Raw genomic sequence first — 22,234 nt, forward strand, 5'->3', positions numbered from 1 at the left:
CACCACCAGCACACCCATCGAGAACAGCAGCTGCTGGAGCTGCATCAGGCAGAACGAGATGGGCAGGCAGGCGCGCGGGAAGTGCAGCGCCCGCACCAGGCCCAGGTTGCCCGAGATCGACCGTGTCCCGGCCATCACCGAGCTCTGGGTGAAGGTGAAGATGAAGACACCGGTCACCAGGAACGGCACGAAGTCGGGGACGCCCTTCCTCGTGCCGATCAGCAGACCGAAGATCAAGTAGTACACGAGCGCGTTCAGCAGCGGCGTCGCCACCTGCCAGACCTGTCCCAGCTTGGCCTGGCTGTACTGCGCCGTCAGCTTGGCACCGGCAAAGGCGGAGATGAAGTGCCGCCGGTCCCACAGCTGCCGGACGTACTCCGACAGCGAGGGGCGGGCCCCGCTCACCGTGAGGCCGTGACGCTCGGCCAGCGCGCTCAGCTCGGGGTCGGGAGAGGTGCCGGAGGCGGGCGCCCCGGCCGGTGCGGGAGCCGGAGGCGCGAGGGTCTGGGGCATGGAGGAGGCCGCTTTCGCTTGCGTACGGGGGCGGTGGAACGAGAACGGGGAGCCTACGACGGAACGGGTCCGTATCGTCGCGACGCCGACACTAAAGGGAGCTCACGTCGAAACGCAACCGTAGCGTCGTGACGCTATGCTCCCGGCATGGCAAAAGACGGCAGCGGGAACGACTCCGTGGCAGCGCGCCGGACCCCGGCAGGCGCCGCCGTACTACGCGAGGACAAGACCGAGGCGATCCGCGCCGCGGTCTTCGAGGAGCTCGCCGCGGTGGGCTTCGCCCGGATGTCGATCGAGGGCATCGCGCGGCGGGCGGGCGTGGGCAAGACCGCCGTCTACCGGCGGTGGCGCTCCAAGCTGCACCTCGTTCTCGATGTGGTCTCCGCGGTGGCCGCGGCGGGCATGCCGACCCCCGACACCGGTTCGCTCCACGGTGACGTGCGGATGCTGCTGGAGGTCGCGGCCCGTGCGCTGCGGCACCCGATGGCCTCGCAGATCATCCCGGACCTGCTGGCGGAGGCGGCCCGCAGCCCCGAGCTGGCGAGTGCACTGAAGGCCGCGCTGCACGACAGTCAGCAGGGGATCGCCGCGGCGATGGTGGCGCGCGCCGTCGAGCGCGGGGAGATCCCGGCCGGTGCGGACGGCCGGCTGGCCCTGGACCTGCTGACCGGCCCGCTCTACTGGCGGCTGCTGGTCGTCCGTGACGAGGTGCCGTCCGGCTATCTCGACGAGCTGACGGCGGCGGTGGTCAGCGCGCTCGGCGGGCGCTGAGACGGCAGGACCGGGCCGGCCAGGAACGGCGTGCGGGGCGCCGCGGCGGGGAATCCGCCGCGGCACCCCTCTCCGGGTCGGGCCCGATATCTCCGTGGTGCTCCTCAGGGATCTGGTGAAGTGGGGAGTTCCGGGTGAGCGGGATCGCGCGGGCGACCGAATACTGATGACGTGTCACCCGCGGACCCGCCCCGTGTCTCCCGCCGCTGGCTGCTTCAGGCCACCGGCGGCGGTGTGCTCGCCGCGACGGCGGGTGCGGGCGTATGGGCCCGGCTGTCGGACCGCCCTCCCCGTACGGCCGAACCGGCAGGCCCAGGAGGGTCCCTGGCCGATCCGGCGGCCCAGTCCTTCCTCCAGGTCATCGCGCATGCCGATGACGGGCTGTACTTCATGAACCCCGACCTGGAGCAGTCCCTGCGCGGCGGGGCGCGCTCGGTCACCGTCTGCCTCACGGGCGGCGAGGCCGACGGCCGCAACGTCAGCCGGCGCGCCCCCGATCCCGCCCGCGTCCCGAAGAACCGGGCCGCCTTCGCCCGGGCGCGGGCCAACGGACTGCGTGCCGCCCACGCCGCGATGGCCACCGGAAACCCCGCCGCCCGCTGGGACGTCGCGGCGCTCTCGCTGCTCCCCGGCTTCGAGGTGGAGATCCAGACGCTGCGCGACGCCCCGCAGCACCAGCTGATCTTCCTGGGACTGGTGGAGGCCAGGGCCGTCTGGCAGTCCCGGGCGGCCAGTCTGCGCGGTCTGTGGCTGGGGGCCACCGGCACCCTCCCCACGCTGCGCCCCCTGGGCACCCCCGTGAAGCGGCAGTTCCACTACACCCGCGACCAGCTCACCGAGACCCTGGTGGCGGTGCTCGACCGGGTCCGGCCCACGGTCGTCCGCACCCTGGACCCCAACGCGGTGCACTCCCGCAGGCGGCCGCCGGCCACCCCGGACCGCGACCCGCGGCTGGTGGGACTGCGCTACTACGACCATCAGGACCACACCGCCTCCGCCTACTTCGCGCAGGCCGCGCTCGCCGCCTACGCCGGCCGCGGCCGCCCCGCGGTGGTGGAGAACTACCTCGGTTACGAGGCCGGTGCGCTGCCCAACGACCTCGACCTCAGGGCCGCCCGCCGCAAGGCCCGGCTGCTGTCGGTCTACGGCTGGGCCGACCACCGTGCCTGCGGCGACCCGGCGGGCTGCGGCGACCGCAAGGTGGGCGGCTCGGCGCTCAACGACGGCTCACGCAACTGGACCCGCAGCACCCGGCTGCGCGCGCCCGGCTCCAACGCCTGGGTCCGCCGGGCCGCGGACGGCCGGCTCGCCGCCTTCGCGGTGCTGGGCGGTACGGCGTACTGCTGGGCGGAGACCCGTCCGGGCAGCGGGAGTTTCGGTGCGCCGGTGCCGGTCGGCGGTGAGCTGTTGCAGGGGCAGATCCATGTGGTGCGCCGCCCCGGCGGTGCGCTCCAGCTGTTCGCCTCCCGCACCGTGCTGCCGGGCCGCAACGCCGCCCACCGCCGCGAGGTGCTGACCGCACCGCAGAGCGGCACCGCCCCCGACGGCAGCCCCGTCTTCGCGCGCTGGGAGTCGCTGGGTTCGCCGGACCCGGACCCGGTCCGGTCGCTGGAGACCGGCTTCCCGGCTGCGGTGGCCACCCCGGACGGCACGGTGCATGTCTTCGTACGGACCTGGGACGGCAATGTCGCCCATCGCAGCGGTCGGCACGGCGGGAACTGGTCGCTGTGGCAGCGGCTGGAGGGCCCGGTCAGCACCCTGAAGGCCTCACCGCGGATCGTCGACGGGCTGGATGCGTGTGTGGACTCCGACGGGCTGATCCATCTGGTCGCGCCGACCGTCGGGACCGTGCAGCACTGGGTGTCCAAGGAGCCCGGCCAGATCCCGCGGCCGGCCGCGGCCACCGGACTGCCGCAGCCGGCCGGCCCGGTCAGCATCGTCCCGGTGGCCGATGGCGCGGTGCGGGCCGTCTTCCGGCGGTCGGTCACGGCGCAGGTGCTGATCGCCGAGCGGCAGCGGATGATCGGCGGCTGGCGGGTGTCGGCACGCTGTGAGGCGGCCGGCGGCCACGGGCGGGTGGCGGTGGCGCCGGTCGGCAGCGGCGACCGGATGGTGCTCGCGGCGCGCGATGACGCGGGCGATGTACGGATGGCCATGGCCCAGGAGGGCCCCAGGCCCTGGCAGCGGGGCAGGGTGCCGCACTCGGCGGCGGCCGGTGTCGCCCAGGATGCCGTCGGGCGCGCGGTGGTGGTCGCGCTGGGCCTCGACGGCAGGCTGTACACGACGCGTCAGACCTCCGTCGGGCAGACCGCGTTGTTCGGCGGCTGGCGGGCTCAGGCGGGTCCGCCGGAGCGGACCGGTGGCGGAGCGGCCTTTGTGCTCGGACCGGTCCGGGCGGACGGGCGCAGAATGCGCCGGGAGACCAGATAGCTGAACGGGAGGGCGCACAGCGCCGCCACCAGCGGCGCCACCGCGGTGTTCATCCCGCACCAGCCCACCAGCGCCACCAGCCCCGCGCTCTGCACGCCGTAGTTGGTGACCTGTGTCAGCGGGAAGAGCAGGAACTTCGTCCAGCTCGGGCGGGTGCGGTAGGTGAAGTAGGTGTTCAGGAAGAACGAGCCGACCATGCTCGTCACAAAGGCGGCGGTGTAGGCCGCGAAGTACGGCAGCAGACGGTGCAGCGGCAGATAACAGGCGTAGAACGTCAGGGTGTTGACCCCGCCGACGGCGGCGAAGCGCACGATCTGGCACCGGCGGCCGGGCGTGGGCAGGGCGCGCATCAGCCGGCCCGTTGGCCGGGGGTGGCGGCGCCCGCCGGACCGCGGGCGGCGGGCGGGGCGGGGGTGGCGGGGGCGACGGCGTTGCTCTCCTTGACCAGGAAGTGCGGCCGCCGCTTGGCCTCGTAGTAGATCCGCCCGATGTATTCGCCGATCAGCCCGAGCATCACCATCTGTAGCCCTCCCAGGCCCACGATGATGGCCACCAGCGTCACATAGCCCGGGGCGGTGACGCCGCCGACGAGGGCCGCGCCGATGATCCACAGGGTGTAGACGGCGGCGAGCGAGGCGAGGCCGAGCCCGGCGTAGATGGCCAGCCGCAGCGGGCGGCAGTTGAAGGAGAGCATGCCGTCGATGCCGTAGTTGACCAGTGAGCCGAAGCGCCACTTCGTCTCGCCCGCCTCCCGCGCGGCATTGCGGTAGTCGAAGGTGACGGTGTCGAAGCCGATCCAGGAGAACAGGCCCTTGGAGAAGCGGTTGTACTCCGGCAGCGCGAGCAGCGCGTCCACGGCCTTGCGCGACAGCAGCCGGAAGTCGCCCACCCCGTCGGTGAGTTCGACATCGACCCAGGTGTTGACGGTGCGGTAGTAGAGCCGGCTCAGTACGGTCCGCAGCCGCCGGTCGCCGGTCCGGCTGCGCTTGGCGACGACCTGGTCGTGGCCGAGCTGGTAGAGGTCGAGCATCGTCTCGATGAGCTCGGGCGGATGCTGGAGATCGGCGTCCATGAGGATCACCGCGTCGCCGGTCGCCGCCTTCAGGCCGGCCAGTATGGCGGGCTCCTTGCCGAAGTTACGGCTGAAGGAGAGGTAGCGGGTGGTGCCGCGGTGCTGCTGGGCGAGGCCGCGCAGCCGGGCCAGGGTGCCGTCGGCGCTGCCGTCGTCCACGTAACAGAGCTCGTACTCGACGGCGAGCGAGGCGAGGACCGTGCGGACCGTCGCGTCGAAACGGCTCAGGACGGCCTCTTCGTTGTAGCAGGGGACGACGATGGAAAGCTTCATGAGCAGCCCTTTTCGCCGGGGCCAGGGGGCGGCTCGGACACCGGCCCCTGAGGGGTGATCCTGCGCATCTGCGGGGCGGTCGCCGGGTGCGGGGCGGGGTGGTGGCGGACGCGCCGCCGGCCGCGCAGGGCGCCGGAGACGGCCACCGCGGCGACCACGAGCGCCGCCGCGACGCTCCCGGCTAGCCCCGTGTGCAGGCCCGGCGGCAGGTAGGAGCACGACAGCCGCCCGGCCCCCGGGCCCAGCGGAACGGCCAGCAGACCGCCGAACGAGTCCGGTGCGTGCCGCGGCCCGCCGTCCACCGAACAGCCCCACCCCGGCACGGCCGGCAGCGCCAGCACCGCGCTGCCCCTGCTGCCCGGGTGCAGCCGGGCCGTCAGCCGGTGGCCGCCCGTGGTGAGCGCCACCGGGCCCCGGGCCCGCAGCGCGTGCACCGCCGCCGTCAGCTTGCGCCCGGACAGACAGCCGAGCGCCTGCCGGGGGACGTGCTGCGGGCCCTTGCCGAGGAAGCGCACCGCCACCGTGCCGTCCGCGGGCACCCGGCCCAGGGGCCGCAGCGGATTGGCGGTGACGTCATGGCTGCCGATGCCCGTGGAGCGCCCGCCCAGGCCGCTGACCTCTCCGAAGAACCAGGGCGCGGACCAGAGAGCGGTGCTGCCCGGGGTGCAGTGCGCCGTGAAGGTGGTCCCCGCGCTGTCCGGGTCCGTCCCCGGCCGCCGCGCGGCGGGCAGCAGCCAGCCGCCACGGTCGGGCACCGGGGCCGCGCCCGCGGTGGGCGTCAGGGCCGGCACCTCGTACACGGCCGCTCCCAGCACCCGCTCCTGGCGGGCGAAGACGGTCTCCTCGCCGGCGGCGGGCGGGAGCGTGCGGCGTACGGTCAGCAGCGGGGCCGGGCGCGCCGGGCGGGGGACGAACAGGGCGCGGTGCTGCGGCACCGGGGACAGATAGCTGCCGACGCCCATGAGCGCTTGGCCCACCGGGTCCTCGAAGCTGAGCGTATGACGGCCCTTCATGTACCAGCCGGCGCCCAGGCCTTGGAGGGTGCGGGCGGTGGCCGCGGGCACGAAGCTGCTGTAGTACGAGCCGCCCTCGCCGCCGAGCAGCAGCGGGTCGTTGTCGGCGAACTCGTGCGGGCCCGGATCGGTGCGGGAGCGCGGCCAGTCGGCGCGGGCGAGCAGCCCGTCCCGCGCCGCGAGCGAGGGGCCGGCCAGCGTGATCTTGGGCTGGAACCAGTCGATCCCGTCCCGTACCGCGGTCACCGACAGCGCGGTGTACGCCGAGCCGAGCAGGACGGTGCAGGTCAGCACGGCGGTGACGGCGGTCCGGGTGCGGGAGGTGTGCGGCGCGGTGAGCGCGGCCAGCCCCAGGAGGGTCACCGTGCCGGCGCCGGCCAGCAGGATCCAGGTGGTGGTGCCGACCGCGGCCTGGTCGCGGCAGAGCCAGGCGAGCAGGGCGACCAGCCCCGCGCCCGCGGCCAGTTCGCGGGGCCGCGGGTGGTGTGCCAGCGCGAGCCAGGCGATCATCACCAGGATGCCGCTGAGGACGAAGGCGGCGCGGTAGAGGCTGCCGTTGGGCAGGGCGAAGCCGTGCCACAGCAGGATCGTCGGCTCCCAGGTGAACGAGGCCGCGACGGCCGCCGCCAGGCCGTACCAGCCGAGGCGCACCCGGAGCGGCAGGGCGCGCACGAACGGGAAGACGGCCACCAGCAGCAGCCCGGGGATACCGGTCGAGATGTTGGGGGCCGAGGTCCCGGCGGGGCCGCCGGGCAGCAGCTGCGCCCACTGGTCGAGCGGCGACGGCGGGTCGTCGTAGGGCATCGCCGGGGCCGGCTGGGCGGACCGGCCGGCCTGGAGGGTGACGGTCAGTACGGGGGCGGCGAGCAGGATGCCGGTCAGCGCCATCGAGGCGGCGCGGGCCAGCGCCGCCCCCCGGTCGCGCCACGCCATCCGGGAGGCCGTCAGCAGCCGTACCGCCAGCACCAGCGCCATCGCCAGGGTCGCCATCGCGGCCGTATAGAAATTGCCCGCCCAGGCGAGGGCGACCAGCAGGGTGCCGGCCACCCAGCGGGTGCGGCGCAGACACCAGTCCGCGGCGATCCCCAGCAGGGGCAGCGCGACCAGGCCCCACATCCACATCGGGTCGGCGAAACCGTCGTTCAGCACCCAGGCACACAGCCCGTACCCCACCGACAGCAGCGCCCGCAGCAGGCCGGAGCCCTGGTGCAGCCGGCCGAGGAAGACGGTCATCAGGGCGGCGCCCAGGCCGATGCTGAGCAGGGTGACCAGGAAGACGGGGAGGTCGGCCAGCGCGCGGGGGAAGAGCCCGACGAGCCAGGAGAAGGGGTTCATCAGATAGGTGAAGAAGTCGGCGAGGAACGGGACGCCGTAGCCGCTGCTCCAGTTGAAGAACAGATCGCCGCTGGTGGTGCCGTGCATCAGGTCCCACAGCCGGGCGTGGAACGGCACGAACTGATTGCCCAGGTCGTTGACGGCGCGCGAGCGCGGGCCGAAGGGGTAGCTGCCGTACAGAGCGAGGGCGAGGCAGTACGCCCCCATGGACAGGGCCGCCGCGAGCCAGGGCGCCGTCGGCCGCCCGCGGGGCCGGTGCCCGGCGGGCGGGCGTTCCCTCGGGGGAAGGGGCCGGGCAACCTCCAGGGGCCGGACCGCCTCTTGTGAGGTGGCGGGCGTCGGAGCCACCGGCACTCCTCCACGATCGGCGAACGTTCACCCCACGTTATATGTCTTAATAGTCCCTTTTGCTCGGCTGAGACGCCGGGCAATTCGGGGGATTGAGTAAAGAACGGAGGGCACGTTGCCCGCCCCTGACGACCTCGTGGCCGCGGCTCCCGCCGCCCCGGACACCATGACGCCGACGGTCTCCGTGATCGTGCCGGTGCACAACACCCGGCGCTACCTCGACCGCAGCCTCGGCTCCGTCTTCGCCCAGACGCTGGAACAGCGCCGCATCGAGGTGATCGCGGTCGACGACGGATCCACCGACGGCAGCGCGGAATGGCTGGCCGAACAGGCCCGCCGCCACCCCAATCTGACCGTGCTGCACCAAGAGGCCTCGGGCGGCGCGGGCAAGCCCCGCAACGCCGGACTGGACCGCGCCACCGGCGACTACGTCTTCTTCCTCGACTCCGACGACCGGCTCGGCCCCGAGGCCCTGCTCCGCCTCACCCGGATGGCCGAGAAATGCGGCTCGGACGTCGTCTACGGACGGATCGTCGGCGCCGACGGCCGCGCCGCCCCCGTCGAGCTGCGCACCACCAGCGAAAAGGTCTCGGTCTTCGACTCCCCGGTCTACTGGTCCCTGGCCGCCTACAAGCTCTTCCGCCGCTCCTTCATCGAAGAACACCGGCTGCGCTTCGTCGAGGGCCGGCTGCTGGCCGAGGACCTGCCGTTCGGCATCAGCGCCCTGCTGCGCGCCGAGACCGTCTCCGTCCTCGCCGATCACGACTGCTACTACCTGCACGGACGCGAGGACAACAGCAACGCCAGCCGCCAGGACATGGACTGGTGCGAGTACCTCGCCTACATCGGCACCGTCCTCGACGGTCTCGCGGCCGAGGTCCCGCCCGGCGAGCAGCGCGACACCCTGATGGTCCGGCACTTCCACGGCGAGATACTCATGCCCTTCGGGGCCGCCTACCTCGCCCGCGACGCGGCCGGCCGGCAGCGGATGGCCGCCGCCGCGCGCCCGCTCGTCGCGCGCCACCTCACCGACCGGGTGCTGGCCGCCCTGCCGCCCGGGCTGCGGCTGCGCGCCCACTGTCTGCGCGCCGGGCTCGACGACGAACTGACCGCCGTCGTCCGCGCCGACACCGCACAGGAACCGGACCGGCCGCACCTCGACGGCGACGGCCGGGTGTACGCCCGCTACCCGTACTTCCGCGACCCGCAGCGCGCCCTCCCCGACGCCTGCTACGACCTCACCGACCGTGTGGTGCTGCGCCAGCGGCTGATCCGCCGGCGCTGGGCGGGCGGCGTACTGCATCTGCGGGGCACCGCCACCCTTCCCGCTCTCGGCGGCGACACCGTCGAGATCGTGCTGCACCGCAGCGGCGCCACCCACCGCCTCCCGGCCCACTACGCGGACGGCGCGTGGCAGGCCGCCGTCGACCCGGCGACCGCCGCCGACGGCGGGCCGCTGTCCGGCGGCATATGGGGCCTCAAGATCGCGGTCACCGCCCATGGCACCGAGGGCGCGGACGGGCCCGCCTTCCGCCGTGCGGCCTGGCTGGTCCCCGAGGACGACACGGAGGAGGAGTGCGTGCCACGGATCGTCGGCCGGGGCCCGGCAGGTCCCGCCGTCGCCGCGCTCTTCCTGTCCCGGCCGCACGGCCATCTCCACCTCGACCTGGACCCGGACGGGGCACGCCGCCCGCTCGGCGGCGATCTGCGCGGCGCGGCGGACTGCACCCGCTCCGGGCGGGCCACCCTCACCGCGCGCCTCACCCTGCCCGGCTGCCCCATGGACGCCGAGCTGCGGCTGATCCTCTACGACGCGACACGCACGGTGGCACTGCGCACCACCGTCGAACGCGGCGCCGCCGACCACTACACCGTGCGCTCCCTGCTGCGCAGCGGCCCCCCGGGCACCTGGCGGGTGGCCCTGCGGGTGACCGCGGGCCCGCTCCGCCGCGAACTGCCGGTCCGGACGGCCGGCGGCCCGGCCGACGGGCGGACACCGCTGACCCTCACCGTCCCCGGCGCCGGTTCCCTGGCGCGGCAGCTCCGCCGCTGGCGCGGCTGACCGGGACGGACCGCGTGCGCCTGCCGGCCGGCAGGCGCACGCTGGTAGCAGGGGCTCCGGAGGTGACCGTCATGTTGCAGACCACTGTCGGATGGCATGTCGACATGGAATTCGAGGAGGACACCCACCGCACCCGCGCGGCCGCCCTCGTACGGCTCCCCGACGGGAGCGAGGTGCGGGCCCACGGATACGCCAGCCGCCACCCCGTCGACTCGAACCAGCCGAGGGTCGGCGAGGAAGTCGCGGGAGCCAGAGCGCTCAACGAACTGGCGATGAAGCTGCTGACCAAGGCACACGACGAGATCGACGAGGCCTCGGGCCGGACCTCGCACCCGCTGGCCTGACCCACGTCCCCCGGGCACCTCGCGGGTGGCCCCGGGCGCCCGCGGAGTAGGGTGCCCGACCGTGACCGAACCGGATTTCCTGCGGACGACCCGGGCGTTCTACGACGCCATCGCGGAGGACTATGCCGATCACTTCCGCGAGGAGGTGGGGGCCAGACCGATGGACCGGGCGGTGCTCGCCGGGTTCGCCGACCTCGTACAGGCCGCCGGCGCCGGACCGGTCGCCGATCTCGGCTGCGGACCCGGCCGCGTCACGGCCCATCTGGACGCCCTGGGGCTGTCCGTGTTCGGGGTCGACCTGTCGCCGCGGATGGTGGCGCTGGCCCGGCGGACGCACCCGGGCGTGCGGTTCGAGGAGGGGTCGATGACGGCCCTGGACGTGCCGGACGGCGCCCTCGCCGGCGTGGTGGCCTGGTACTCGATCATCCACACCCCGCAGGAGCGGCTGCCGGACGTGTTCGCCGAGTTCCACCGGCTGCTGGCACCGGGCGGCCATCTGCTGCTCGCCTTCCAAGTGGGGGACGAGCCACTGCACTTGAAGGAGCCGTTCGGCCACCCGGTGTCGCTCGGCTTCCGGCGCCGGCAGCCGGACCGGATCGCCGAGATGGCGGGCCGGGCCGGTCTCGCCGTGCGGGCCAGGACGGTGCGCGAGCCCGAAGAGGACATGGGGGAGTCGACCCCGCAGGCCTACCTCATCATCCGCAAACCGGCCGCGGCGGGCGGCTCATGACGGGCGGTGGTGCTGCCAGCCCGCCCAGGCCGAGGTGATCATGTCGCGGACGTCGTGACGGGCCTTCCAGCCCAGCTCGGCGGTGATCCGGTCGGCGGCCGCGACCACCCGGGCCGGGTCGCCCGCACGGCGCGGGGTGACCTCGGCGGTGACGCCCTGATGCCCGGTGATCTCGGTGATCAGATCGACCATCTCGCGCACCGAAACACCCTCGCCGCGCCCGATGTTGAGGGTCAGATCGCGGACCGGGCCCGGCTCGGCGAGCTTGCGGGCGGCCGTCACATGGGCCTCCGCGAGGTCGGCGACATGGATGTAGTCGCGGATGCAGGTGCCGTCGGGGGTGTCGTAGTCATCGCCGAAGATGCGCGGTGCGGCGCCCTCGGTGAGCTTCTCGAAGACCATCGGGACGATGTTGTAGACCCCGGTGTCGGCCAGCTCGGGGGTGGCCGTCCCGGCGACGTTGAAGTAGCGCAGACAGGCGGTGCTGATGCCGTGCGCCTTGCCCACCGCACGCGCCATCCACTCGCCGACGAGCTTGGTCTCGCCGTACGGGTTGATCGGAGTGCAGGGGGTCTCCTCGGTGACCAGGTCCACATCCGGCATGCCGTAGACCGCGGCCGAGGAGGAGAACACCAGCCGCCCGACACCGCCCGAGGCCATCGCCTCCAGCAGCGTCTGGAGACCGTGCACGTTCTCGCGGTAGTAGACCAGCGGCATCTCGACGGACTCGCCGACCTGCTTCTTGGCGGCCAGATGCACGACATCGGTGACGCCGTGCTCGGCGAGGGTGGCATCGAGCAGCTCGCGGTCGAGCGTGGAGCCGACGACCAGGGGAACGCCCTCGGGGATCCGGGCGGCCACGCCCGTCGTCAGATCGTCGAGGACGACGACCGTCTCGCCGGCCTGCCGCAGGGCCCGTACGACATGGGCGCCGATGTAGCCGGCACCACCCGTGATCAAGTAAGACATAGCGCCAATCCTAGGTCGGGGTCGAAGAGTGCGGGGGGCGGGCCGGGGCGGGTCAGCCGCGCAGCCGTCGGGCGGCGATCCGCCATACGCTGCGCGGGCCCGAGGCGACCCGCAGTGACAGTGCGCCGCCGGTCGTCGCATACGGCTGCACCAGCAGCACGGCATGGCGGCGGCTGGGCAGCACCCGGCGGCGCAGGCCCGGACCCGTGGCCCGCAGCGCGGCCCGGAAACCGGCCCCGTCCACGCAGCTGACCTGCGCCATCAGGTCCCATGGCTCGGGGTCGGCACGGTGCCGGCCGCCCCGTTCCACCAGCGCGCCGAGATCCAGCACGACCTCGGCGGTCCAGCAGGCCTCCGAACCGCCGACCGCCGGGGCCGGGGTGAGCGTGGCGGTGTGGACCGGGCCGCGCCGGTCGTCCCGGCGGCGCCGCAGCTCGACGTCGATGCTCTCGGGACCGGCCGCGGCCAGCCGCCCGTACAGATCGTGCACCCGCAGCCGCAGCACACCGGGGCTGCTGACGGACGGCTCCGCATCTATGGTCACCGGCAGACGGTGCATCGGCTTGGTGCCGATCGCGTCCAGTTCGACCTCCGGCAGGTCCTTGGACCACACCGCGCGGCCGTCGGCCTCCGCGTACGGCGGCAGCAGCCGGCCGGGCCGGGCCGCCAGCTGGGTCAGCCGTCCCAGGTCCCGCGGGGCCGGCGAGGCCAGCACCACCCGGGCCAGCCAGCGCGCCGGGGCGCGCGCCGCCCGCAGATCGGCCTCGTCGAAACCGGCCAGATAGTCACGGGTCAGCCGCCACCACTCGGTGCGGTAGTCGGCGCCGCGGGTGTGCAGCTCGCGGACGTACATCCGCAGATCGTGGTCGAGGAACTTGGTGGCCGCGGCGTGCGCCAGCGCCTTGTGCCCGGCGTCCTGGAAGATCTGCACGCTGGCGCGGTGCGCCGCGATCCGCGCCTGCCAGTTGGCGACGTCCTTGCGGTCCAGCGAGATCGACTGCCTGGCGGCCGACCGGCGCACATGCCAGAGATAGACGCGGTCGGGGATCGTGACGACCCGCGGGGCGGCGGCCAGCACCCGCGCGGTGAACACGAAGTCCTCGTAGGTGAAGCGGCCCTCGGGGAAGGTGATGTTGTGCGCGGAGAGGAACGCCCGCTCGTAGAGCTTGTTGACGCACAGCGTGTCCCGGACCAGCTGGGGGCTGTCCTCGGGGGAGTGGTGGACCGCCGGCTCGCGGTAGAGGCCGGGCTGCCAGGCGACATCGCGGTGCGCGGGCAGCTCACGGCGTACGCAGGCGCCGGCCGCGACCGGGGCGTCCTGTTCCAGAGCGGCGGCCAGCAGCGCCCGGGTCGCGCCCGGGGGCAGCACATCGTCGCTGTCGAGGAACATCACGAACCGCCCGGTGGCGGCGCGCAGACCGTCGTTGCGCGGGGTGCCGCAGCCGCCGCTGTTCGTGTCGCGGTGGATCACCCGCAGCCGCGGCTCGGTGTGGGCGAGGGCGTCCAGGGCGGCGCCGGTGCCGTCGGTGGAGGCGTCGTTCACCGCGATCACTTCGGTGACCGTTTCGCCAGGGGGCCCCTGCGCGAGTGCGGAGCGCACCGCCTCGCAGACATGGCCGGCATCGTTGAAGGCGATGACGACGATGCTGACCTGTGCGGATGGCGTGATGGTGGGCCCCGTCAGCGGATCGAGGGCTTCTTTCACAGTCACTGAATCTACATTTCGTGTCGACAGCATCTCTGGGCGCGAGCGGGGTCCGAACCTGTTTCCGATGGTTCAGAGGGCGAATCCCGTCGAGCGGTTGCACCCCCTGCTCCGCTTTTCCGCCCTCTTGCCGTCTTGTTGCCGGGCGGGAGTCGGGGCTCGGGGGTGTGCAGGCCCGTAAGGGCACCTGCACATGCTGTAACGACGCGAGTGCCGCACGATGTTGATCCGCACGCCACCACCTTGCGGCGGACCGGTCCCGGTCACCGCTCCATCAGATCCGCGACCCGGCCCGCCGCACCTCCGTCGTCCCGGTGGCAGAACGTTTCCCGGAAATCCGCATACGCTTCCGCCCCCGCCGCGGCGATCGCCTCCAAGTCCCCCAGCGCATCGATCAGTTCACCGGTCGTGGTGAGCAGCGGACCCGGCACCCGGGCCTCGAAATCGAGGGTGAAGCCGCGCAGGGTGTCGCGGTAGTGCGGCAGGTCGGGCGTCAGAAAGAGCATCGGGCGCCCGGTGTTGGCGAAGTCGGCCGCCAGCGACGAGTAGTCGGTGACCAGGACGTCCGCGGCCAGCAGCAGTTCGGTGGCGTCCGGATGGGCGGACACGTCGAGGGCGAAGGGAGCGTGGTGGGCGGGCAGCCGGTCGGCGACCAGCGGGTGGCTGCGGACCAGCAGGACATGGTCGTCCGCCAGCTCCCGCCCCGCCAGCTCCAGGTCCAGCGGCAGATGCAGCCGGTGATGGCCCGCGTCGTAGGCCAGATCGTCGCGGGGGGTCGGCGCGTACAGCACCACCTTCTTCCCGGGCTCGATGCCCAGGCGCTCGCGGACCGCGGCCGCTCTCCCGTCACGGTCGGCGGCGAAGAAGGCGTCGGTGCGCGGCAGTCCGGTCTCCAGCAGCCGGCCGGAGTAGCCGAGCGCGGAGCGCAGCACGGGTGTGCTGTGCGCGTTGGGCGACAGCAGCACGCTCCACTGCCGGCTGACCCGCGGCCGCGGCGCCAGATGGGCCAGCCCCGCGCACAGCGTCCCGGCCAGGTCGGCGCCGATCCGCTTGAGCGGGGTGCCGTGCCAGGTCTGGATGATGCGCTGGCCACCGCGCCGGGTGAACCAGCGGGGCAGATGGGTGTTGGTGACCACCCAGCGGCTGTGCGCCAGCGCGCCGTGCCACTCGGCGCTGCCCACCAGCACCGCCCGCGCCGTCTCCGGCACCGCGGTCTGCGCATCGCGCACCGCCCACAGATGCTCCACGTCCATGCCCCGGCGCACCAGCTCCTCGTGCACCGCACGCGGCGAGTCCCCGTACGCGCGGCCGCCGAAGCTGCTGTAGAGGACGGTGTCGCGCAGCGGGCGCGAACGGTGCAGCGAGTAGTGCTGCTCGCGCAGCACCCGGCGCCGGTAGGGGCCGCGGTCGGTGGCGGGCAGCGCGGGACCCGCCACCACCAGCGCCTCGTCGTGCCGGTGCCGGTCGAGGGTGAGCGGCTTGCCGCGGACCGTACGGGCCGCCGGCAGCCCGTCGAGGAGGGACGGCGCACAGCGCACCGGGGCGTCCAGCGGGGAGCCGGGCGCGCCCTGCTCGCGCAGGTGCAGCGTCCAGCGGCCCTCGCGCAGCGGCACCGTCCCGGCGAGCGAGGGCAGGGCGCCCAGCGGCAGCGTGCCGTGGAACCGGCCGTCGTCGTGGACGGTGGGAAAGGCCAGCTCGGCGGCGTGCGCACCGTGCTTGAGGACCAGTTCGGTGGCGTGCGGCGCGGCGTCCGGCAGCCTCCCCGCCACCAGCAGGGTGCCGTCCACGCGCCACAACGCCCGGTCCGCGAACGGCTGCGGGGTGCGGTCGTGCAGCACGAGGTGCCCGGCCGGGGTGGCCGCCACGACCAGCTCACGGCCGTGCGAGAGCGGATGGGCGACGGGGGCGAGCCGGGGGTCGCAGGCGATCGGATCGGTGCCGCCGTCGGCCAGCACCACCTCGGCCGCCCAGCTCTCGGTGTGCCCCGGCAAGATCGCCAGCGGCGCGCCGTCCCGGGTGGGGCGCGCGGCGGCGAGGGCGTCGAGACGGACACGGAAGGTGAGCGGCGGGGACGGGGCGCCGGGCGCGCCGTCGGAACCCTCGCCCGCTTCCCGCTGCCCATGGCCCGGCCCCGTCCCCGCGGGACGTTCCGTCTCCACCGGGAACGACACCACCGTGCCGCTCCCCTGGTGGGTCAGCCGCAGGGCCGAGAGCGGCGGGCCGGGCGTGGTCACGGTCAGGTCCAGGGAGCCGGCCGCCGCCGCACGATGGCCGGCCAGCCGCCGGGCCGGACGGGCCACCGACAGCCGCAGCCGCCCGTCCGTGAACCGGGGCGTGATCCGTACGCCGTCCCCGGGCAGCTCATGGGCGCACGGTGTGGCGCCGGAGCCGGTCTCCGGGGCGTGCAGGGCCGTGGCCCGCACCACGCCTGCCGACGCCAGCACCACCCCGACCGTCCAGTCGTCCTCCTCCCAGCGCCCGCCCTTGCGCAGCCGGGCCGGATCGATCCGCAGCTCGAAGCCCGACCAGTCGTAACAGTGCAGCTCCTGACCCGACTCGGCGGTCGCCTCCACCATCGACACCGGCCGCAGCGGCAGCAGGATCCGGCGCCGCCCGCAGGACAGCACCGCCGTGCGGAGATAGCTGTGCCGGGCCGCGGCGTCCAGATTCCGGATGTAGGCGTAGCCGCGCAGCACCAGCACGCCGTTGCGCCACACCGCTTCCCGGACCCGGGCCCGTACGGGGAAGTCGGCGCTGTTCAGCCGGGTCACGCCCGGCGGCAGCTCCAGCGGCGGCGTCAGCGGCAGCACCGCGCGCTTGCGCAGCGGCGGCCCGGCGACGGTGAACCCGGCCGGATTGCGGGCCTCGTGCACGAGCAGGGTGAGCAGGTCGGCCAGGCGCCCGGCGCGGACCAGATACCAGCGCATCCGCAGCTCGACGGGCAGCGTGGGGAACAGCCGCGGGTCGACGCCGGAGAGGAAGTCGCGGGCGCAGTCCAGGAACGCGGTCCGCCACTCCGGCGCGGCCGCCGGCAGGGCGTCGATCAGGTCGAGCAGCCCGTCGGTGAGCTGTGCGCGGTCGTAGTCGCGCTGATGGACGTTCAGCCGGGCGTGGGCGGGGTCCGCGAGGAAACGCCGGATGCCGGCCACCGCCGCGAACCGCTCCCGTACGCCCCGGGCATCGAGCCGCCGGTGGCGGTCGGGCCCTTCCGGCAGCCGCCAGTAACAGACGTGCTCGTGCAGGACGTCGATCGCCCCGGCGAGGAAGAGCGCGGGCAGCGTCACCGCCGCGTCATGACACAACTCCCCCTCGGGAAAAGCGAATTGATGGGTGTCCCAGAAGGTGCGGCGGAAGACCTTGTTGCGGGCGAAGTGGTCGGAGAGCAGGGTGAGGTCCTCACCGATGTGGGTGCGCAGCGCGGTGGCGCGGGTGGCCGGGTGGTGGCCGGACTGGCTGCGTCCGGCCGCACCGAGCCGGTAGACATTGCCGGTCGCGAGGTCCGCACCGGACTTGTCCAGCAGGCCGACCAGGTCCTCGTACGCGCGCGGCAGCAGCACATCGTCGGCGTCCAGGAAGGCCAGATATTCGGTGTGCGGATAGGCGTGCCGGGCACCGGTGTTGCGGAGCGCGCCACAGCCGGGCGCCGGACCGCCCCCGGGATGGTGGACGATCCGGAAGCGCGGGTCGCGCTCGGCGAAACGGCGGGCGGGAGCGGCGGGCGCGCCCGCCACGGAGGCGGCGTCCCCGCCCGCGTCCGCGGGCGGACCGTCGTCCACCATCACCACATCCAGCGCGGTCAGCGTCTGGGCCGCGACCGACTCCAGGCACTCCTCCACATTCCGCTCGGCCCCCTCGAGGCGATGGACCGGGACGACGACGGTGAGCCGAGGCTTCATACGTGGACCGAGCCTTTCCGGACTGGCGATGCACAAGACCGGTCCGTTCAACTCGCCCGCGGCGGCACGGTCACCGGATCTGCGCTGAAAGGGTGAGAGACGTCTTCGACAGTCCGTGTGTGCACCGTTACGCTCGGTGTGCGAATTCGGCGCGCCGTAGTGCCGGGCCGCGTCCGATGCCGTAGACCCGTTGCACAGCTTCAGGGCGCCCCGCGCGCCGTGTTTCCCCAGGGAAGGTGACCGCGTCCCGATGCCCGGCCGAACCGACAGCTCCGCCGCGACCGACAGCCCCGACGCCGGGCCGCCCGGCAGCGACACCCGGACCGCCCGGCCCGCGCGCCCCACGGGCACCGCACCGGCCGCCTCCACCGCGCGGCTGCCGGCCGAACGGGGGCGCGGCGGCCCGGCCCGGCTGCTGCCCGCCCGGTCCCCGTACCGCAGCCAGCTGCGGCGGATCGGCACCGGCCGGGTGCTGGAGATCGGCTGCGGGACCGGCGACACGCTCGCCGACTGCGCGCCCGGCAGCGTCGGGGTGGACCACGACCCGCAGTCCGTGGCGCACTGCCGCGCACGCGGCCTGACCGCCTACACGGCCGACACCTTCCTCGCGAGCCCGCACGCCCGGCCCGGCGCCTTCGACGCGCTGCTGACCGCGCATGTCCTGGAGCATCTGGACGACGAGCAGGTCGAGGTCCTGCTGCGGGCCTATGTCCGGTACGTACGGCCCGGCGGCGGGGTGCTGCTGATCACCGCGCAGGAGGCCGGGCACCGGGCCGGGCCCGTCCCCGTGCGCTTCACCGACTTCGCCCTGCTGCGGGCCTTCGCCGAGTCCGCCGGCCTGGCCGTACGGCGTACGTACTCCCATCCGCTGCCGCGTCCCGCCGGGATGCTGCTGCGGTCCAACGTCTTCGTCCTGGTGGGACAGGTCCCGCGCTGAGGCGGGCCCGGCGCAGCGGGCCGGACGGCCCCGGGGTGCGGCAGGGCGCGGGCCGGGGCGCAGTTCCCCGCCCCGGCCCGCGCCCGATGCCTCAGTGCGTACGGGCCCGTCGGCGGGCCTTCACCAGCGCACGGGTGACGACCGGCGGCAGCACGTCCAGGGCGACCCGGCGCAGCGCGGCGCGCGAGCGGACCGGCGGGCGCGCGGCCGGGCGGGCCGCGGAGGCCTTCGGCGCCCGCGCCGTCGGCCGCTGCGGGGCGCGGGCGGCGGACTTGTGCCGGGAGACCGGATGAGCGGGCTCCGCGGCGCCCTTGGCGCTCAGCCGCACCAGCGGGGCGTCGTTGACGTACTGCACCTCGTGCCAGATGTCGCCGCGCGAGGTGATCCACTCCACCAGCGCCTTCTGGAGCGGCTCGGGATCGCCCCAGGTCCCGTAGAACTTGGTGCCGGTGATGCAGATGGGGCGCAGCCCCTCGTTCGCGACGGCCTGCCAGGTGGCGGCGGCCACCCCCGGGCAGTGCTCGGCGCGGTAGTCGTCCATCACCACGACGCCCTGGGCCGTGAGCAGCTTGCGCACCGTGAGGATGTCGCCGTGCACATGCTCGTACAGATGCGAGGCATCGATATGGGCGAAGCGCACCGACCCCTCGTCCACATGGTCGCCGACGAACGAGCTGAGGCCCTGGATGATCGTGGGCAACTCCTCATGAAAGGCAAGGTAGTTCGCCTCGAAGGCACGGCGCGTCAGCGTCGCGTAGGACTTCTTCATCTCCTTGGAGTTGGAGGCGTCCTCGGCGGGGGAGTCGAAGAGATCGCAGATCGTGAAGCGCTCGTCGGGACGCAGCCGCGCACCGAGGAAGATGGCGCTCTTGCCCATATACGCGCCCAGTTCGAGCAGATCACCCGGCTCCGAACGGTCCTGCTGGTGCGCCAGGAACCAGTCGAAGAGCAACTGGTCGGCGGTGAAGAACCAGCCTTTGACATCGGACAGCCGGGTGGGGCGCGGGAGTTGTTCGGCACTCTGGTCTGCGATGGGGGCAGTCATGTGCGGTCCGTCTCCAGACGGTCGGGAACGTAGGGCTGAGTACGACGCGTGCAGGGGGAGTACGTGCGGTATGTGCCGGCGCTGTCCGCCGTGGATGTACCTCGTGTGCGAGGAGAAAACCGAGAGATCTGAGGGATCTACGTGATCTGAGGGATCTGCGGGATCTGGGAAGGGATCTGCTGTTGTCGGCGTCTGTTGCAGTTATGGACGCGCCCGGCGCCATGGCAGCCGCGCACCGCCGCGCACCGGCGCGGCCTCGTGGCACGGCAGCGACGTCACTGTAGGCGGACGAAAATGAACGGGAGATGGCGTGACGACGGGGACCGCCGGGACTGCCGGGCCCCACGGGGATCTCACTTCACCGCGCCGGCCATCACACCGGAGACGAACTGACGCTGGAAGGCGAAGAAGACGATCAGCGGCACCACCATCGACAGAAAGGCGCCGGGCGCCAGCACATCGATGTTGTTGCCGAACTGGCGCACCTCCTGCTGTAGCGCAACGGTCACCGGCGGATTGCCGCTGTCCGCGAAGATCAGCGCGATCAGCATGTCGTTCCACACCCACAGGAACTGGAAGATCCCCAGCGAGGCGATCGCCGGCCCGCCCAGCGGCATCACGACGCGGGTGAACAGCCGCAGCTCGCCCGCCCCGTCCAGCCGGGCCGCCTCCAGCAGCTCGCGCGGGATCTCGGCGAAGAAGTTCCGCAGCAGGAACACCGCGAACGGCAGCCCGAAGGCCGTATGGAAGAGGATCACCCCGGCCGTCGTCTCGAACAGCCCGACCGCGCCGAACAGCTTGGCCACCGGGATCAGCGCCACCTGCACGGGCACCACCAGCAGCCCGACGACGACCATGAACCAGCCGTCCCGCCCGGGGAACTCCATCCACGCGAACGCATAACCCGCCAGCGACCCGATGACCACGACCAGTACCGTCGCCGGCACAGTGATCGCCGCCGTCGTCAGCAGCGAGCCCATCACCTTGTCGTTCGACAGCAGCTGGCTGTAGTTGTCCCAGGTGATCTGGGCCGGTGCGCTGAAGACCTGCCACCAGCCGGACTCGGCGATCTGCTGCGGGCTGCGCAGCGAGGACAGCAGCAGCCCCACCGAGGGCATCAGCCAGAACAGGGCGACAAGGACCAGGAAGACCCGCATCGCGCCGCCACCGGCCCGCGCCGCGATCCGGGCGGCAAGCGGCTGCCGGGCCCGTACGGCACCGGCACTGCCGTAGCGCCCGTCCGGTACGACACCGTCCACGGTCGTCATCGGCGACGCTCCTTCCGTATACGCCGGAGATTGACGTACATCACCGGCAGCACGAGCAGCAGCAGGAATACGGCGATCGCGCTGCCCAGGCCCTCGTCGACATCGGTACCGAACGACGACTGGAAGAGCTGGAGCGCCAGCACATTGGCGGATCTGATGCTGGAGCCCGGCGCGATGATGTAGACCAGATCGAAGATCTTCAGCACATTGATCATGAGGGTGACCAGCACGACCACCAGGACCGGCGCCAGCAGCGGCACCGTGATCCGGCGGAAGACCTGCCACTCGCCCGCGCCGTCCACCCGCGCCGCCTCCAGCAGCTCCCGCGGAACGCCCGCCAGCCCCGCCGCGATCAGCACCATCGCGAAACCCGCCCACATCCAGACATAGGACCCGATGATGGCCGGGGTGACCAGAGCCGGGCCGAGCCAGTCGACGCCGCGGTAGGCCTCGGCGAAATCGGCCGCGGGCAGCCGGAGGCGGGCGCCGTCGGCCTGGGCGGCGGGCAGCGCAAAGGTGCCGTCCGCCGCCGTCGTCGCCGAGCCGACCACCCGGCCTCCCCTGACCGCCTCGACCGTCAGCCCGGCCAGCGCCTTCTCGCTGCCGTCGACGACGTCGGGGCGGCCGCCGCCACCACGGGTGAAGTCCAGCCACACGGTGCCGGTGACCTGGCCGGGCCGGGACCCGGCGGCGGCCGCGGACCGGGCGCCGCGCAGATCGCCCGGCTGGACGGCGACCAGCGGCAGCTTCACCGGGGACCCCGCCCGTACGGCCGAGCGCGTGGTGAACGCACCGCCGCCGGACGGTGCGAGACCGGCCTTGGGCCGCGGTTCGGCACCGGGGAACGGCGCCGGGTCGGCGAACGTGTCATGAATGCCGACCCACACCGCGTTGCCGACCCCGCGCTGCGGGTCCTGGTCGTAGACCAGCCGGAAGATGATGCCCGCCGCCAGCATCGAGATCGCCATCGGCATGAACACGATCAGCTTGAAGGCGGTGCCCCAGCGGATCCGCTCGGTCAGCACCGCGAAGATCAGCCCCAGCACCGTCGAGACGGTCGGCGCCACCACCACCCAGATGACGTTGTTCCTCAGCGCCGTACGGATACCGTCGTCCGAGAACATCGCCCCGTAATTGCCCAGCCCCACGAAGCCGTTGCCGGACGCGTCGAACAGACTGCGGTACACGGAGAAGACGATCGGGTAGACGACCAGCGCCCCGAGCAGCAGCAACGCCGGCAGCAGAAACACCGCGGCGGTCCAGGGGCGGGTGCCCAGGACGCCGCCGCGTCGCTTGTCCCCGCGTCGCCTGTCGCCGCGCCGCCTGCCGCCGCTGCGCCGGCCGCCCTCGCTGCTCTCGCTGGCCTTGCTGACCTGTACGGCGCTCATCGTGACGGTCCCCCCGGTCCCGGTCGAGGCGGTCGGCGGCAGATGCTCTGCGTCCGGACGGCTTCGCGTACTCGGTGCCCGGACGGCTTCACGGACTCGGTGCGTCCGGACGGCTTCACGGGCTCAGTGCCCGGA

The 22,234-nt window shown here is 73.3% G+C and carries 16 protein-coding genes; 6 read left to right on the top strand and 10 right to left on the bottom strand.

Annotated features, from left to right (window positions below; translation table 11 throughout):
- A partial coding sequence (locus IF67_RS0117770; RefSeq protein ID WP_037839524.1) for an ABC transporter occupies positions 1-513 on the bottom strand: 513 nt, incomplete at its 3' end.
- 147 nt (positions 514-660) lie between these two features.
- Between IF67_RS0117770 and IF67_RS0117775 the strand changes: the two genes are divergently transcribed.
- Both IF67_RS0117775 and IF67_RS0117780 read left to right on the top strand, forming a co-directional pair.
- The gene (locus IF67_RS0117775) at positions 661-1,284 is read left to right on the top strand and encodes a TetR/AcrR family transcriptional regulator (protein ID WP_030083539.1); all 624 of its coding nucleotides are present in this window, start codon (positions 661-663) and stop codon (positions 1,282-1,284) included.
- Positions 1,285-1,455: 171 nt separating this feature from the next.
- Positions 1,456-3,714: a PIG-L family deacetylase gene (locus tag IF67_RS0117780; RefSeq protein WP_063754360.1), complete on the top strand. Its 2,259-nt coding sequence runs from the start codon at positions 1,456-1,458 to the stop codon at positions 3,712-3,714.
- On the opposite strand, the gene IF67_RS0117785 is transcribed toward IF67_RS0117780, so the two are convergent.
- The 3 genes from IF67_RS0117785 to IF67_RS0117795 are packed head-to-tail and all read right to left on the bottom strand — an operon-like array spanning position 3,618 to position 7,755.
- Positions 3,618-4,064, bottom strand: a complete 447-nt coding sequence (locus tag IF67_RS0117785; RefSeq protein WP_030986757.1) for a GtrA family protein — start codon at positions 4,062-4,064, stop codon at positions 3,618-3,620. The genes IF67_RS0117780 and IF67_RS0117785 overlap by 97 nt on opposite strands.
- Positions 4,064-5,059, bottom strand: coding sequence for a glycosyltransferase family 2 protein (locus IF67_RS0117790; RefSeq protein WP_030986758.1), 996 nt, complete (start codon positions 5,057-5,059; stop codon positions 4,064-4,066). Before IF67_RS0117790 ends, IF67_RS0117785 begins: the two co-directional genes overlap by 1 nt.
- On the bottom strand, positions 5,056-7,755 hold the full coding sequence (locus IF67_RS0117795; protein WP_078889486.1) for a YfhO family protein: 2,700 nt from the start codon (positions 7,753-7,755) through the stop codon (positions 5,056-5,058). The genes IF67_RS0117790 and IF67_RS0117795 overlap by 4 nt, the downstream gene beginning before the upstream one ends.
- Before the next feature lie 115 nt (positions 7,756-7,870).
- Between IF67_RS0117795 and IF67_RS0117800 the strand changes: the two genes are divergently transcribed.
- The 3 genes from IF67_RS0117800 (at position 7,871) to IF67_RS0117810 (ending at position 10,891) form a co-directional block, all read left to right on the top strand.
- Positions 7,871-9,817 carry a glycosyltransferase family 2 protein gene (locus IF67_RS0117800; protein WP_030986762.1) on the top strand — a complete coding sequence of 649 codons (1,947 nt, stop codon included), beginning with the start codon at positions 7,871-7,873 and terminating at the stop codon, positions 9,815-9,817.
- Between the two features lie 71 nt (positions 9,818-9,888).
- Entirely contained in the window at positions 9,889-10,161 is a 273-nt protein-coding gene (locus IF67_RS0117805) for a DUF1876 domain-containing protein (RefSeq protein WP_030986764.1), read from the top strand.
- 61 nt (positions 10,162-10,222) lie between these two features.
- On the top strand, positions 10,223-10,891 hold the full coding sequence (locus tag IF67_RS0117810; protein ID WP_030986765.1) for a class I SAM-dependent DNA methyltransferase: 669 nt from the start codon (positions 10,223-10,225) through the stop codon (positions 10,889-10,891).
- Here the strand turns inward: IF67_RS0117810 and galE are convergent.
- The 3 genes from galE to IF67_RS0117825 form a co-directional block, all read right to left on the bottom strand.
- On the bottom strand, positions 10,886-11,860 hold the full coding sequence (gene galE, locus IF67_RS0117815; protein WP_030986767.1) for a UDP-glucose 4-epimerase GalE: 975 nt from the start codon (positions 11,858-11,860) through the stop codon (positions 10,886-10,888). The genes IF67_RS0117810 and galE overlap by 6 nt on opposite strands.
- A gap of 52 nt (positions 11,861-11,912) precedes the next feature.
- Complete coding sequence (locus IF67_RS0117820) at positions 11,913-13,565, bottom strand: glycosyltransferase family 2 protein (RefSeq protein ID WP_078889487.1); 1,653 nt, start codon at positions 13,563-13,565, stop codon at positions 11,913-11,915.
- Between the two features lie 263 nt (positions 13,566-13,828).
- On the bottom strand, positions 13,829-17,461 hold the full coding sequence (locus IF67_RS0117825; protein WP_030986771.1) for a bifunctional glycosyltransferase/CDP-glycerol:glycerophosphate glycerophosphotransferase: 3,633 nt from the start codon (positions 17,459-17,461) through the stop codon (positions 13,829-13,831).
- A gap of 250 nt (positions 17,462-17,711) precedes the next feature.
- On the opposite strand from IF67_RS0117825, the gene IF67_RS0117830 reads away from it, so the two are divergent.
- Positions 17,712-18,398: a class I SAM-dependent methyltransferase gene (locus tag IF67_RS0117830; protein ID WP_030986773.1), complete on the top strand. Its 687-nt coding sequence runs from the start codon at positions 17,712-17,714 to the stop codon at positions 18,396-18,398.
- Between the two features lie 91 nt (positions 18,399-18,489).
- Here IF67_RS0117830 and IF67_RS0117835 read toward each other — a convergent pair whose 3' ends face one another.
- From IF67_RS0117835 to IF67_RS0117845, 3 genes are all read right to left on the bottom strand, one after another.
- On the bottom strand, positions 18,490-19,443 hold the full coding sequence (locus IF67_RS0117835) for a class I SAM-dependent methyltransferase (RefSeq protein ID WP_030986774.1): 954 nt from the start codon (positions 19,441-19,443) through the stop codon (positions 18,490-18,492).
- A gap of 353 nt (positions 19,444-19,796) precedes the next feature.
- Positions 19,797-20,711 (bottom strand): carbohydrate ABC transporter permease, encoded by a 915-nt coding sequence (locus tag IF67_RS0117840; protein ID WP_030986777.1) that lies wholly within the window; start codon positions 20,709-20,711, stop codon positions 19,797-19,799.
- A complete protein-coding gene (locus IF67_RS0117845; protein ID WP_234341176.1) occupies positions 20,708-22,099 on the bottom strand; it encodes a carbohydrate ABC transporter permease in 1,392 nt (463 codons plus the stop codon). Before IF67_RS0117845 ends, IF67_RS0117840 begins: the two co-directional genes overlap by 4 nt.
- Positions 22,100-22,234: the final 135 nt, after the last annotated feature.

The organism is Streptomyces sp. NRRL S-1813, assembly GCF_000719605.1.
In the GTDB taxonomy this organism is placed as follows: domain Bacteria; phylum Actinomycetota; class Actinomycetes; order Streptomycetales; family Streptomycetaceae; genus Streptomyces; species Streptomyces decoyicus.

What these genes read in the sequence shown, in the direction of transcription:
- IF67_RS0117790 (WP_030986758.1), bottom strand. Translation starts at nt 5,059, where the DNA reads ATGAAGCTTTCCATCGTCGTCCCCTGCTACAACGAAGAGGCCGTCCTG.
- IF67_RS0117835 (WP_030986774.1), bottom strand. Translation starts at nt 19,443, where the DNA reads ATGACTGCCCCCATCGCAGACCAGAGTGCCGAACAACTCCCGCGCCCC.
- IF67_RS0117840 (WP_030986777.1), bottom strand. Translation starts at nt 20,711, where the DNA reads ATGACGACCGTGGACGGTGTCGTACCGGACGGGCGCTACGGCAGTGCC.
- galE (WP_030986767.1), bottom strand. Translation starts at nt 11,860, where the DNA reads ATGTCTTACTTGATCACGGGTGGTGCCGGCTACATCGGCGCCCATGTC.
- IF67_RS0117805 (WP_030986764.1), top strand. Translation starts at nt 9,889, where the DNA reads ATGTTGCAGACCACTGTCGGATGGCATGTCGACATGGAATTCGAGGAG.
- IF67_RS0117775 (WP_030083539.1), top strand. Translation starts at nt 661, where the DNA reads ATGGCAAAAGACGGCAGCGGGAACGACTCCGTGGCAGCGCGCCGGACC.
- IF67_RS0117830 (WP_030986773.1), top strand. Translation starts at nt 17,712, where the DNA reads ATGCCCGGCCGAACCGACAGCTCCGCCGCGACCGACAGCCCCGACGCC.
- IF67_RS0117845 (WP_234341176.1), bottom strand. Translation starts at nt 22,099, where the DNA reads ATGAGCGCCGTACAGGTCAGCAAGGCCAGCGAGAGCAGCGAGGGCGGC.
- IF67_RS0117785 (WP_030986757.1), bottom strand. Translation starts at nt 4,064, where the DNA reads ATGCGCGCCCTGCCCACGCCCGGCCGCCGGTGCCAGATCGTGCGCTTC.
- IF67_RS0117825 (WP_030986771.1), bottom strand. Translation starts at nt 17,461, where the DNA reads ATGAAGCCTCGGCTCACCGTCGTCGTCCCGGTCCATCGCCTCGAGGGG.